Annotated in this window: 11 protein-coding genes; all 11 read right to left on the bottom strand. The window is 68.5% G+C overall.

Annotation, left to right across the window (positions count from 1 at the left end):
* Window positions 1-155 precede the first annotated feature (155 nt).
* Window positions 156-1,145, bottom strand: a complete 990-nt coding sequence (locus HMPREF1868_RS05635) for a tyrosine recombinase XerC (protein WP_082719559.1) — start codon at window positions 1,143-1,145, stop codon at window positions 156-158.
* Window positions 1,145-2,476 carry a methylenetetrahydrofolate--tRNA-(uracil(54)-C(5))-methyltransferase (FADH(2)-oxidizing) TrmFO gene (gene trmFO, locus HMPREF1868_RS05640; RefSeq protein ID WP_062531172.1) on the bottom strand — a complete coding sequence of 444 codons (1,332 nt, stop codon included), beginning with the start codon at window positions 2,474-2,476 and terminating at the stop codon, window positions 1,145-1,147. The genes HMPREF1868_RS05635 and trmFO overlap by 1 nt, the downstream gene beginning before the upstream one ends.
* A 39-nt stretch (window positions 2,477-2,515) precedes the next feature.
* On the bottom strand, window positions 2,516-3,409 hold the full coding sequence (locus HMPREF1868_RS05645) for a DNA-processing protein DprA (RefSeq protein WP_156439426.1): 894 nt from the start codon (window positions 3,407-3,409) through the stop codon (window positions 2,516-2,518).
* 11 nt (window positions 3,410-3,420) lie between these two features.
* Window positions 3,421-4,920, bottom strand: a complete 1,500-nt coding sequence (locus HMPREF1868_RS05650; protein WP_009279190.1) for a YifB family Mg chelatase-like AAA ATPase — start codon at window positions 4,918-4,920, stop codon at window positions 3,421-3,423.
* Complete coding sequence (locus HMPREF1868_RS05655; protein WP_009279189.1) at window positions 4,917-5,408, bottom strand: YraN family protein; 492 nt, start codon at window positions 5,406-5,408, stop codon at window positions 4,917-4,919. Before HMPREF1868_RS05655 ends, HMPREF1868_RS05650 begins: the two co-directional genes overlap by 4 nt.
* Before the next feature lie 181 nt (window positions 5,409-5,589).
* Window positions 5,590-6,378 (bottom strand): ribonuclease HII, encoded by a 789-nt coding sequence (locus HMPREF1868_RS05660; RefSeq protein ID WP_062531176.1) that lies wholly within the window; start codon window positions 6,376-6,378, stop codon window positions 5,590-5,592.
* 86 nt (window positions 6,379-6,464) lie between these two features.
* Window positions 6,465-6,806 carry a 50S ribosomal protein L19 gene (rplS, locus tag HMPREF1868_RS05665; protein ID WP_009279187.1) on the bottom strand — a complete coding sequence of 114 codons (342 nt, stop codon included), beginning with the start codon at window positions 6,804-6,806 and terminating at the stop codon, window positions 6,465-6,467.
* A 154-nt stretch (window positions 6,807-6,960) separates the two neighbouring features.
* Window positions 6,961-8,700 carry an ABC transporter ATP-binding protein gene (locus HMPREF1868_RS05670; protein ID WP_062531178.1) on the bottom strand — a complete coding sequence of 580 codons (1,740 nt, stop codon included), beginning with the start codon at window positions 8,698-8,700 and terminating at the stop codon, window positions 6,961-6,963.
* A 4-nt stretch (window positions 8,701-8,704) separates the two neighbouring features.
* Window positions 8,705-10,516, bottom strand: a complete 1,812-nt coding sequence (locus HMPREF1868_RS05675; RefSeq protein WP_062531180.1) for an ABC transporter ATP-binding protein — start codon at window positions 10,514-10,516, stop codon at window positions 8,705-8,707.
* 107 nt (window positions 10,517-10,623) lie between these two features.
* Complete coding sequence (locus tag HMPREF1868_RS05680) at window positions 10,624-11,259, bottom strand: TetR/AcrR family transcriptional regulator (RefSeq protein ID WP_062531183.1); 636 nt, start codon at window positions 11,257-11,259, stop codon at window positions 10,624-10,626.
* 54 nt (window positions 11,260-11,313) lie between these two features.
* The gene (locus HMPREF1868_RS05685; RefSeq protein ID WP_062531186.1) at window positions 11,314-12,381 is read right to left on the bottom strand and encodes a deoxyguanosinetriphosphate triphosphohydrolase; all 1,068 of its coding nucleotides are present in this window, start codon (window positions 12,379-12,381) and stop codon (window positions 11,314-11,316) included.
* Between the last annotated feature and the right edge of the window lie 74 nt (window positions 12,382-12,455).

The raw sequence follows: 12,455 nt of genomic DNA on the forward strand, positions 1-12,455 counted from the left end.
GGGCACCGTGGCCTGCGAGTCGTCACGCGTGTGATATGGATGTCGTGCGAGCACACGACAGCAAGTCATAGTACCAGCTCTGGCATAAGGATGCCAGCAGGAATGCGCGCTCGCACACACGATGCCCACCGGGGGTCCCGCGGGACCGGACGAGGCTACTCCCCCCTGGGATGGGCCTGCCTCGCGGCGTCCTTGAGCCTCTGGGCCGAGAGGTGCGTGTAGATCTGGGTCGTGGAGAGGCTGCTGTGCCCCAGGAGCTCCTGCACGCTCCTCAGGTCCGCGCCGCCGTTGAGGAGCTCGGTCGCGAAGCTGTGGCGCATCGCGTGCGGGGTGAGGCCGGCGTCGAGCCCCGCCTGCGCGACCCTGCGCTCAAAGGTCGTGCGCAGGGCGTCGGCGCTCATGCGCCTGCCCCGGGTCGAGAGGAAGAGCGCCTTTCCCGCCGCCCCCCGTCCCCTTGCCGCAAGCAGCGGACGGGAGCGTTCGAGATACTCCTCGAGCCGCGACACGGCAAGACGGTGGACGGGGACGATGCGCTCCTTCGAGCCCTTGCCGAAGAGCCTGGCCTGTCCCTGCCCGAGGTCCACGTCCCCCAGGTCGAGCGCCGACACCTCGGATATGCGAGCGCCGGTGGCATAGAGGAGCTCGAGGAACGCACGGTCCCTCATGCCCAGCTCGTCGTCCTCGCAGACGTCGAGCAGGCGTGAGACCTCCTCGTCGGACATGGTCTTGGGCAACGTGCGCGCGAGCCTTGGGCTCGCGAGGGCGGCGGCCACGTCCTGCTCCACCTCGCCCTCCCTGAGGAGCCAGCGGTAGAGGCCGCGGATGGCCGAGAGCCTGCGGGCGACGGTCCTGCCCGCATAGCGCGCCTGGGCGAGCTCGGCCATGTAGGAGCGGAGCTCGCGATGGGTCACGCGGAGGGGGTCGACCCCCTCCCTGCGGCACCACGAGGCGAAGGAGCCGAGGTCGCTCGCGTAGCCCCGCGCGGTCTGGGGCGAGAGGTTCCTGAGCTCTCGCAACTGCGACACGAAGTCGCCCACGAGCCGTTCGAAGCGGTCCTGGGCGGCGTCGCGCGACGCCGCCGGATCCTCGGCCGCCCGCGGCGGCGGGGCGCCTCCCGTCTGTCGGGCTGGGATGGGGCCGCCCACTACGAGAGAGCCCCCGCGAAGAGCTCGGGCCTCGTCGCGAGGTAGGCGTCGAGGTCGCACCGGGCGCGGTCCGCGTATGCCTGGTAGCGCTCCCTCTTCTTCATGCGGCCGCCCCCAAGGGGAGGAACCAGGCCGAAGTTGACGTGCATGGGCTGGTAGGGACTCGTCTTTGGGTCGGTGGCGTAGCTCACGAGCGAGCCCAGGGCACCCGTGCGCGGAAGGCCCACGCGTTCGTAGCCCCTGAGGTCGGCGAAGCTGTTGAGCGCGGCGAGGAGCCCCGAGGCGATGGCCTCGGTGTAGCCCTCGGTCCCCGTGATCTGTCCCGCGAGCCTGCAGCTGGTCCCCGGGATGGCAAAGCTGCCGTCCAGCACGCGCGGGCTGTCGACGAAGGAGTTACGGTGCATCACGCCATAGCGGAAGAACTCGGCCCCCTCGAGCCCGGGGATCATGCGGAAGACCCTCTTCTGCTCGCCCCAGGTCAGGTTGGTCTGGAAGCCGACGAGGTTGTAGGCGGTCCCCTCGGCGTTCTCCGCCCTGAGCTGCACCGCGGCCCAGGGCCTCCTGCCCGTCGAGGGGTCCGTGAGTCCCACCGGCTTGAGCGCCCCGAAGCGCAGCGAGTCCCTGCCCGTCCTCGCCACCTCCTCGACCGGCTGGCAGGCGTTGAAGAGGTCGCTCTGCTCGAAGTCGTGCGAGAGCACGCACCGCGCCGCGACGAGCTCCTCCCAGAAGGCCTCGTACTCCTCGCGACCCATGGGGCAGTTGAGGTAGTCGCCCCTCCCCTCCTCCTCGTAGCGGGACTGCGAGAAGACCTTGCCCCGGTCGAGCGACTCGGCGTCCACCACGGGTGCCGCCGCGTCGTAGAACGAGAGGTGCTCGCCGCCCAGCACGTCGCAGAGCCTCTGGAAGAGCGCGTCGGAGCAGAGGGGGCCTGCGGCGATGACGGAGGGCCCATCGGGGATGTCGCGCACCTCTCCCCTGCTCACCGTGATGAGGGGGGAGGACTCGATCGCCTCCGTCACGAGGGCGGAGAAGCGCTCTCGGTCCACGGCGAGGGCGCCGCCGGCGGGGACCTGCGCCCTGCGCGCGAGCCCCAGGAGGACGGAGCCCATGGAGTCGAGCTCCTCCTTGAGGAGGCCCGCGGCGCTGTCGTGGCGCAGGGACTTGAGGGAGTTGGAGCAGACGAGCTCGGCGAAGCCGTCGCCATGGTGCGCCGGCGAGCTCGCGAGCGGACGCTGCTCGCAGAGGGTCACCTCGACCCCCCTCCGTGCGAGCTGCAGCGCGCACTCGCTTCCCGCCAGGCCCCCTCCGACCACCGTGACCCTGTCTGCCACCGCACGACCCCCCTTCGCCGGCACCCGCCGGCAGCCCGATCATCCGTCCATTCTAGCCTGCGTGAGGTAGGCTTCGGACGAGAGGCTGTAGCGTCCGTCCCTCAGGCGCTCCACGACGCCGCGCGACTCGTAGTCCGCCAGGGCGCAGAGCACGCCCGTCACCGGCTCCCCGAGATGGCGCGCGAGGTCGTCGGCACGCAGGGGCTCCCCCACCAGGGCGGACAGGAGCCTGCCCTCGATGCGGGACGGCTCCTCGCCCACGAGCCTGAGCGCGCCGTAGTCCATGGATATGCGCAGCTCGAGGTCACGCTCGGAGCATATGATGCCCGCCCCCTCCGAGATGAGCTGGTTGGCCCCGGCGGACTCGGGGGAGAAGATGCTGCCCGGCACGGCATAGAGGCCCCTGCCTATCTGGTCGGCCACGAGAGCGGTGCCCAGCGTCCCCGACCTCTCCCCCGCCTCCGCGATGAAGACGCAGCGAGACAGCCCCGCGATGACGCGGTTCCTCTTGGGGAAGGCGTAGCGCCGCGGCGGAGAGCCCCAGGGCTCGAGCGAGACCACGGCCCCACCCTCCCTGGGGGCGCGCGCGAACACGTCCGACGAGCTGCTGGGATAGACGAGGTCCGCCCCGCAGCCCGAGACCACCACCGTGGGGCCTCCCGCGTCGAGGGCGGCGCGCGCCGCCGCGGCGTCGCAGCCCATGGCGCCGCCGGACACCACCACGACGTCGCTCTGCGCCGCGACGCGGCCGGCCAGGCGAGCGGCGGCGAGGCCGTAGGGCGTGGCCCGCCTGGCCCCGATCACCGACAGGCACGGCCTGGACAGCGCGCCGGCGTCCCCCAGCCCGTAGAGCCTCTGGGGCGGGTCTGGCAGGTCGAGCAGGGCGGGAGGGTACCCCTCGTCGTCCCGTGCAAGCTCCCAGCGTTCTTCCATGCGTCCTCCCATCATCCAAGGTGACAGCGGTAGGCACTCGCCTCGAGCACGTCCTCGCGCGAGACGGAGGCGCGCTCGGCCAGGTCCGCCATGGTCCTCGCGACCCGAGCCAGCTTGACGATCGAACGACCTCCCAGGTTGAGCCTGGAGGCCATGCCCTCGAGGGCGGCCTGGGCGCGCGGCTCGAACGAGAGCGCGCCCACGAGCGTCTGGCCGGGCCCGGACGGCATCCTCGCCTCGCGGTCCCTCCTGAAGGCGCGGGCGCGCAGGACCTGCTCCCTCATGCTCTCGCTGCTCAGCCCCTCGGCGCAGCGAATCAGCTTCCGTGACTCCGGGCGCCTCACGTCCACGTGGAGGTCGATCCTGTCCATGAGGGGGCCACCTATCTTCGACTGGTAGCGCTCCACCCTTCCGGGCGGGCAGCTGCAGACATGGCCGGGGTCTCCCAGATGGCCGCAGGGACAGGGGTTCGCCGCCGCCATGAGCAGGAAGTCGCAGGGGAAGCTGTAGACGCCGTCCACCCGCACGAGCCGGACGACCCCCTCCTCCATGGGCTGGCGGAGCGACTGCAGCACGTTGGAGGCGAACTCGGGGAGCTCGTCCAGGAAGAGGACCCCGTGATGGGCGAGCGAGATCTCCCCGGGGATGACGGGCCTCCCGCCTCCCACGAGCCCCGCGAGCGAGATGGAGTGGTGCGGTGCGCGGAAGGGCCTCTCTCCCCTGCAGATGCCCTCCACGTCCTGGCCGGCCACCGAGGTGAGGAGGAGCGCCTCCTTGCGCTCCTGGGGCGTGAGACGGGGAAGTATCCCCGGGACGCGACGGGCGAGCATGGACTTTCCCGCGCCGGGAGGGCCCACCATGAGCATGCCGTGGCCGCCTGCGGCAGAGACGACGATCGCACGCTTGGCCTCCTCCTGGTCGTACACGTCCGCGAAGTCCGGCCCGGGCGCGCCCGGCGCCTCGGGCGCCACCACGGGAGGCGGTGTCGGCGCGGGCGAGAGCCGCGCCACGCCCGACCTCAGCTCGCCCAGGGTCCTAATTCCCCTCATCCCCGCCCTGAGGTCGGCGGGCTCGGGCCCCAAGGAGGAGAAGACGAGCTCCAGCCCGAGCCCCTGGGCGAGCCCCTGGTAGGCCGCGAGCCCCCTCACCGGGCGGACGCAGCCGTCCAGGCCGAGCTCTCCCACGAAGAGGCAGCCCTCGAGCCCGGCACTGGGTATCTGGCGGGTAGCCGCGAGGATCGCCACCGCTATGGGCAGGTCGAGGCCCGTGCCCGTCTTCCTCATCTCCCCCGGGGCGAGGTTCACGGTGATGTGGAGCCGGGGCATGCTGTAGTCGCAGGCCCTGAGCGCACAGCGCACCCTCGAGCGCGAGTCGAGCACCGCCGAGTCGGGCATGCCGACCATCGTGAAGCCCGGGATGCCACCCGAGAGCGACACCTCCACCGTGACGGGCTGCGCCTCGATGCCGCGGATGCAGGCGCTCCTCACCTTGAGCGAGTCCCCGGCCATCATTCGTCCCATGCGTACGCGGCCACGAGGTGTCGCAGGTGGGCGCAGCGCGTGCCCGTCACGTTTATGGCGATCACGTCGAAGCGGATGTAGCGGACGTCGCCATTCTGGAGCATGTAGCTCAGCGCGATGTTGCGGTAGCGCTGGCGCTTCTGGAAGTCCACCGCGAGCTCGGGAATGCCCTCCTCCATGCCGGCGGGGACCTGCCTCGTCTTGACCTCGACGAGCACGGTCTCGTCGTCGATCTGGGCGATGAGGTCCGCCTCGCCGAAGCGGCAGCGGTAGTTCGCTTCGAGGAGCTCGAAGCCCCGCCTCTGCAGGTAGGCCGCCGCCAGGCGCTCGCCCAGCACTCCCAGGTCATGCGGGTCGATTGCCTCGTCCAGGCAGCCGTCGGAATCCGAAAGGCCCGGGCACAGCTCGTCGTCCAGGGGGAACTCGCCGTCCGGCACCCCCGCCCCGAAGACCTGTCTGAAGCCCCTCTGGTCGTCCATGTGCGTCTCCCTCCGCTCGTCCAATGGGAGGGCAAGCATCCCCGAGGAGGCTCGCGGGAAGCTCGTCGGCAGCTTGCGGTCAGCTGCGTGACAGATAGGAAAGTCAATGAGCGCGGGCTGGGTGCGCTGATGGCGGCAGGAAGGCCTGCATGGCAGGTGGGCGCCAGAACGACAGGCGGTGTCAGAAGAGAGGGGGCGTCTCCAGGAAGTTTCCACAGAACGAGACGCGGTGTATGGGAGAGAGGCCCTTCTCCCTTATGGCCGCGATGTGCTCCGCAGAGCCGTAGCCCTTGCACCGGGCAAGGTGGTATCCGGGATACACGCGGTCGTAGGCGACCATGATGCCGTCACGCGTGACCTTGGCGACGATGGACGCCGCGGCGATGCAGGCGACGCGCGCGTCCCCCTTGACGAGGGTCTTCTCGCGGGGATGCACGTGGACCGGGTTGCCGTCTATGAGCACGCAGTCGGGCTCGACCCCAGCATCCCCTATGGCCTGCGCCATGGCCATGCGCAGCGCGGCGGACATCCCTACGGCGTCGATCGACGCAGGCTCCACGTGGGCGATCCCGATGGCCAGGGCGACCTCCGCGATGCGCGCGGCAAGCGCCTCCCGGCGCGCGGGAGAGAGCTGCTTCGAGTCGTTGATGCCCCAGACCATGGGGAACACGGGAAGCGCCACCGCGGCGACGGTGAGGGGGCCGGCGATGGAACCCCTGCCCACCTCGTCCACGCCCAGGACCATGCCGTCGCCCCCCAGCTCGCGCTGGAGGCGGTACATCTCCTCCACGCGCTCGCGCTCCCTGAGGGCCGCGTCCCTGCGCCTGAGGGCCGAGGAGACCGCGTGCCGCACCTGCTTGCGCGGGTCCTCGCCATAGCGCGCGACGAGTGCGTCGAGCTCCGAGGCGTCGGCGTCGTTCAGGAGCGCCGTCACCTCCCTGGCGCTGGCTGCATGGCTTGCGGATGACATGGTCGTCTCCCCTGGTCGAGGCCTGGTCTAAGAAAAAGGGCCGCCCCGAGGAAACGGAACGGCCCGAAGAGGCAAATCCAGACGGACTAGCGCTTCTCGCGGATGCGCGCGGCCTTGCCCACGCGGTCGCGGAGGTAGTAGAGCTTCGCGCGGTGGACGTCGCCGTGACGGACGACCTCGAGCTTGGCGATCTTGGGGCTGTGGAGGGGGAAGGTGCGCTCGACGCCGATGCCGAAGCTGATCTTGCGAACGGTGAAGGTCTCGCGTGCGCCAGAGCCGCTCAGGCGGATGACGTCACCCTGGAAGACCTGCTCGCGCTCGCGGTCGCCCTCCTTGATGCGGTAGTGCACCTTGACGTTGTCGCCGACCAGCACCTGAGGGATGTCCTCGCGGATCTGCTGGCGCTCGATTGCGCGGATGTAGTCCATGTTCTTCCTCGTCTCTAGAGGTGCCGTGGCCTTAGCAGCGACACATAGCTTTACACACACGGTGAGCGATTATATGCCATGCCTCGCAGGGGGGCAAGGACGTCTCGGGGCCCTCGCCCTCCGGGGCATAAACTCACCACAACGCCCGGCATGTCTAGCCCCGTGCTATCTTCCATCCGATGGCACGCTCGCGCATGCCGACGAAGTCGCGGTATATGCCCTCCTCCCGCATGAGGCTCTCGTGCGTGCCCCACTGCACCACGCGTCCGGCATCCAGGACCACGATCTGGTCGGCGTCGCGCACGGTCTTGAGCCGGTGCGCGATCATGATGACGGTCTTCCCCCTCTTCAGCTCGGCAATGGCGCGCTGGAGCTCGAGCTCGTTCTCGGGATCGACGTTCGCCGTGGCCTCGTCCAGAACCACGATGGGGGCGTCCTTCAGGATGGCCCGGGCGATGGACAGTCGCTGGCGCTCGCCGCCCGACAGGGTCGCGCCGCCCTCCCCTATGCGGGTCCCGTAGCCCTCCGCGAGCCTCCCGACGAAGTCGTCGCAGCAGGCGCGCCGCGCGGCCTCCACGACCTCCTCGTGCGTGGCCTCGGGACGACCGAACTTGATGTTGTTCTCGATGGTGTCGTCGAAGAGGTAGACACCCTGGAAGACCATGGAGAAGTTGGAGAGCAGCGCGTCGACCTCCCAGTCTCGCACGTCGCGCCCGCCCACGAGGACCCTGCCCGACCCGACGTCCCAGAAGCGGGCCATGAGCTGCGAGAGGGTCGTCTTGCCGCTGCCGCTGGGACCCACGATGGCGCAGGACGTCCCCTCCGGTATGGAGAGCGACACGTGGTCGACGACAGTACGCTCCCCGTATGAGAACGAAACGTCGTCGAGCTCGATGCCAAAGCCATCGCCCGAGCTCAGGCCCGCCCCCTCGTCCATCGGCGGAGTGGCGAGCAGGCCCGTGACCTTGTCCATGCTCACGTCGATCTGGCGCAGGAGGCTGGCATAGGAGCCCGCCAGCTCGAGCTTGGCGAACACGATGAACGACGCGACGATCATGGTGAGGCAGGTCCCCGTCTCCATGGCGCCAGAGACCCAGAGGCTCACGGAGAGGAGGCACATCAGGATGCTCGCCGCCTTGCACGCCACGGCCTCGAGCACCATGAAGGCGATGAAGCTCAGCTCCAGGGCGAGGTTCGCACGCTCGCAGTCCGCTATCGCGCCGTCAATCCTGCTCTCGGCCCCGTCCAGGAGCGAGAAGGCGCGCACGACCGAGATGCCCTGGACGTACTCGAGGACCGCGCCCACGATGGCGCGCTGGCTCCTCACGCGCCTGTCCGACACGGCCCGCGACGCGCGCTGCATGATGGCGTTGACGGCCAGGACCACGAGGATGGTGGCGATGGCGACTAGCCCGCAGAGGGGGTTCATGACCGCGAGCATGAGGGCCATGACGGCGGAGAGGGTCACGCCGGAGATGACGTTGGTGTAGACGAGGCCGCCCACGTTCTGCACGTCGTCGAGGGTGTTCGTCATCGTGCTGGCGATCTCGCCCAGGCTGTTGGCGTTGAAGTAGCCCATGGGCAGGTAGCGCATGTGGTCGCCTATCTCCGCGCGCTTCTCGGCACACATCGAGAAGTTGCCGTCGCAGAAGTTCTCGCTCTTGAAATGGGCGCAGACGGCGCTGCCCGCGATGGAGACGAGCATGACGACGAAGGACGAGACGGCGACAGACGGTCCGAGGGACTGCGTCGCCGCAGCCGACAGCACCAGGGCGAGGGCCAGTATCTGCAGCGATTCGAAGACGGAGTTGGCGAGAGACCACGCCATGCCCCGCCGCAGGCGCCCGGCATGGCTTCCCCCGAAGCGAAAGTACTTGAGAATGGTCGAGATCATGGGACTACTCCCCCCTCGAGCTGGTGACGGCGATGTCACGGGCTCCGATGTGGGCCTGATACATTGAGCGGTAGAGCCCGCAGGACCCCATGAGCCCCTGGTGGGTGCCCGTCGCCTCGATGCGCCCATCGCTCACGACCACGATCTGGTCGGCGTCGGTGATGGTGGACAGGCGATGCGCGACGACGACGAGCGTGCGCCCCGCGACGAGCCTGGAGACAGCTTCCTCGACCTGGGCCTCGCTCTCGGGATCGGTGTAGGCAGTGGCCTCGTCCAGGATGACCACCGGGCTGTCGTGCAGCATGGCGCGCGCGATGGAGATGCGCTGGCGCTCGCCACCCGACAGGTGGCCTCCCCCGCCGCCCACCATGGTCTGGTAGCCCTGGTCGAGACCCATGATGAAGTCGTGGCAGCCGCAGCTGCGCGCGGCCTCGACGACCTCGTCGTCAGTGGCGTCAGGCCGTCCCATGCGGATGTTGTCCATGACGCTTGCGTCGAAGAGGTAGTTGTCCTGGGACACGTAGGCGACCTCATGGGCGAGCTGGTCTGCGGAGAGCTCGGCGAGCGGCACGCCCCCGAGGCTGACCTGTCCCTCGTCGGCATCCCAGAAGCCTGCCATGAGGCGGGCGATGGTGGACTTGCCCGAGCCGCTGGGTCCCACGAGCGCGCAGACCTGGCCCGCAGGGACCGTGAGGTCGACGCCGTGGAGCACCTCGCTGCGGCCGTACGAGAAGCGCACGCCCCTCAGCTCGATTCCGACGGCCCCCCTCGCGTCGAGCCGTGCGCAGGGGGCCGCGGCCCTCTGTTGGTCGCGCTGGTCGAGGACCTCGGCTATCTGCGAGACCGTAGTGCCCACCTGCGCCAGCGCGTCCATGAAGCTCATGGCAGCATAGAGCGGGGGGAAGATGCCCACGGAGAGGATGGCGGACAGCACGAACGTGGAAGTGCTGACCTGGCCCGACGCAACGAGGAGGCAGCCTGCGGGCAGCACGCCGACGAGGGTCGCGGGCATGATGGCCAGACCCATGTCCGACCAGATCTGGCAGTGCGCCATCCAGTCTATGAAGGAGTGGGCATAGGCCCACACGGCCTTCGAGAACTTCTCGTAGGAGCTCGCGGAACGCCCGAAGGCCTTGATGACCTCGATGCCGTTGACGTACTCCACCGCGGCGGACGACATCTCGTTGCCCGTGGCCACCGTGTTGCCGTACCACTGCTCGTAGTCCCTCATCATCTGGCCGTACACGAAAGCACCAACGGGGATGGTCACAAGGGAGACGAGGGCGAGGCGCCAGTCGAGCGTGAAGAGGTAGACCACTACCACCACGGGGACGAGCAGGTCGCTCGTCATCTCGGGCACGACGTGGGCAAGGGTGGTCTCTATTCCATCGGCCTTCTCGACCATGACGTTCTTGAGCTTCCCAGAGGGGGTGTCCAGGACGTAGCCCATGGGGACGTGCGCGAGCTTCGACGCGAGGCGCCTGCGGATGGACGAGATGGTCTTGAAGGTCGCCATGTGGGATATGGAGGTGGAGGCGTAGTGAAAGACCACGTACGCCGCGTAGCTTGCCGCGGCGAGAGAGCACCAGCCCAGGTAGAAGGACAGGTCGCGCTCCCCCTCCAGAACGCCCACGACCATCTGGCCTGCCGCGAAGTACGGCAGCACGCTGCCCGCCACCCCCACGACGGCGAGCACGACGGAGAGCGCGTAGAGCGCCCTGCCGCCGGGACCCGCCCAATCGAGGAGACGAGCCAGGGGGTTCGCCGACGCGAGCGCCGTGGCGGCGTCGGTATCCCGAGCATCCCTTTCTTCCATGCTTCCTCCCAACTTAAGTTAACCAAGACTATCTCTAGGTTATAACAACGTTATTTCATTGGGAGGCAAAGGGGGAAGCAGGCGAAAAAAGTCCGATTGGGACTAGGTCAGGCCGTCTGGCCGGGTTCCATGAGAGCCTGGAAGCCGTGATGGAAGAAGAGTCCGAACCTCCTTGCGAAGGCCTGTGCGTCCTCGCGGCAGAGCCCACACAGGAGGGGCTCGAAGAGGCCTTGGACGAGGTAGCGCGCAAGCACCTCGAGCAGCATCCCGTCGATCCCCTCCAGTTGGCCGCCCGCTGTCGCCTCGTACTCCACGGTGCTGGACTTCTCCGCCTCTACGAAGCGATCGAGGTAACCCTCCCAGCGCGTGCCCGCGGATCCCCTGGCGATGATGAGGAAGTCCTCGGGATGGTCGTAGATGAAGTCGACGATGCGGGTACGCGCCTCGAGCTCAAAGTCGAGCATGGCGTCGAAGGAGCGCATCTCGGGAGGAAACGCGAGAAACTCGTCGATGAGAGCCTGGTAGAGGGAGAAGAGGCCGTCGCCGGATGGCGCCACAACGTGGTCGAAGAGGTCTTCCTTGCTGGAGAAGTAGCCATAGATCGCACCGGTCGTGACCTGTGCCAGCGCCGCGATGGAACGCAGGGAGACGCCCAGGAACCCATTGCGCAGGAAGGCGTCCCGCGCGACCGAAAGGAGCCTCGCGCGGGTGGTCTCGAATGTATCCACGCTCGCCTGGACCATGCCCGCCTCCCCCGCAGATTCCGCGTCCAGGGCATCGTACCATGCGCCCGCCGTTTACGGGTCCCTATGGAGCTCAGGCGCCCTCCAGGCATGAGGAACCTTGAGCTCCTCGTATATGCGCACGGCATAGCGGTCGGTCATGCCTGCCACGAAGTCGGCGACCTCGACGTCCGGTCGGTCGGGCTCGAGCCCCCTGTGCTCGGCGGGCACCTCGTCCAGGTGAGCGATGAAGTAGTCGAACAGCTCTCCGATCATGCGGTTCGCCTTGGGCTCCTCGTACTTAGCGTCGCCGCGCGTGTAGAGGTTCTCAAAGAGGAACTCGCGAAGACCCATCATGGCCTGCCACACGGGCTCGGACATGAGTATGTCGTCTGCACCGGCACTGGTCGTCACGGCGTCGCGCACCATGGTCTCGATCCTCTCGGAGGAGCAGTGTCCCAGGCAGTCGCGGTACCGCACGGGGAGCATGTCCTCCGAGAGCAGTCCCGCGCGCTCGGCGTCGTCTATGTCATGGCACACGTAGGCGATGCGGTCTGCACGGGCGACCACCCGCCCCTCGAGCGTCGCGGCGCGAAGGCCGCCCTTGTGGCAGCGGATGCCGTCAAGGACCTCCCTCGAGAGATTGAGTCCCCTGCCGCCCTTCTCGAGCCTCTCCAATATTCGAACGCTCTGCGCGTTGTGCTCGAAGAGCGCCCTTCCCTCCGCGCTCTCGGGATCGATGCCGCGATGGAGTGCCATGGCACGAGAGAGGGCGCGTTCGCCCGTGTGTCCGAAGGGGGTGTGGCCGAGGTCGTGTCCCAGGGCGATGGCCTCGGTGAGGTCCTCGTTCAGTCCGAGTGGCCGGGCTATGTCGCGCGCTATCTGGGCGACCTCGAGAGTGTGCGTGAGGCGCGTGCGGTAGTGGTCGCCCTCGGGCGCCAGGAACGCCTGCGTCTTGTTGGCCAGGCGCCTGAAGCTCTTGCTGTGCAGGACCCTGTCGCGGTCGCATTGGTAGCAGGTCCTGAGGGGGTCCGCCTCTTCGGGACGCGCCCTGCCGAGGCTCTCGTCGCTGAAGCTCGCATGGGGACTCAGCAACTCGTGCTCGCGGGCCTCAAGGTCCCTGCGACGTATGACAGCTCCCATGGGAAAGCCTCCTTGCTCTGCCCGCCCGCAAACGACGAGGGAGGGGGCACGTCGGCCCCCTCCCTCGCGTCAGG

Origin of the sequence: Olsenella sp. DNF00959, assembly GCF_001553055.1 — a bacterium.
Lineage (GTDB): Bacteria > Actinomycetota > Coriobacteriia > Coriobacteriales > Atopobiaceae > Olsenella_I > Olsenella_I phocaeensis.

Coding starts and splice junctions, on each gene's coding strand:
- HMPREF1868_RS05645 (WP_156439426.1), bottom strand. CDS start 3,409: ATGGAAGAACGCTGGGAGCTTGCACGGGACGACGAGGGGTACCCTCCC.
- HMPREF1868_RS05650 (WP_009279190.1), bottom strand. CDS start 4,920: ATGATGGCCGGGGACTCGCTCAAGGTGAGGAGCGCCTGCATCCGCGGC.
- HMPREF1868_RS05655 (WP_009279189.1), bottom strand. CDS start 5,408: ATGGACGACCAGAGGGGCTTCAGACAGGTCTTCGGGGCGGGGGTGCCG.
- HMPREF1868_RS05660 (WP_062531176.1), bottom strand. CDS start 6,378: ATGTCATCCGCAAGCCATGCAGCCAGCGCCAGGGAGGTGACGGCGCTC.
- rplS (WP_009279187.1), bottom strand. CDS start 6,806: ATGGACTACATCCGCGCAATCGAGCGCCAGCAGATCCGCGAGGACATC.
- HMPREF1868_RS05670 (WP_062531178.1), bottom strand. CDS start 8,700: ATGATCTCGACCATTCTCAAGTACTTTCGCTTCGGGGGAAGCCATGCC.
- HMPREF1868_RS05675 (WP_062531180.1), bottom strand. CDS start 10,516: ATGGAAGAAAGGGATGCTCGGGATACCGACGCCGCCACGGCGCTCGCG.
- HMPREF1868_RS05680 (WP_062531183.1), bottom strand. CDS start 11,259: ATGGTCCAGGCGAGCGTGGATACATTCGAGACCACCCGCGCGAGGCTC.
- HMPREF1868_RS05685 (WP_062531186.1), bottom strand. CDS start 12,381: ATGGGAGCTGTCATACGTCGCAGGGACCTTGAGGCCCGCGAGCACGAG.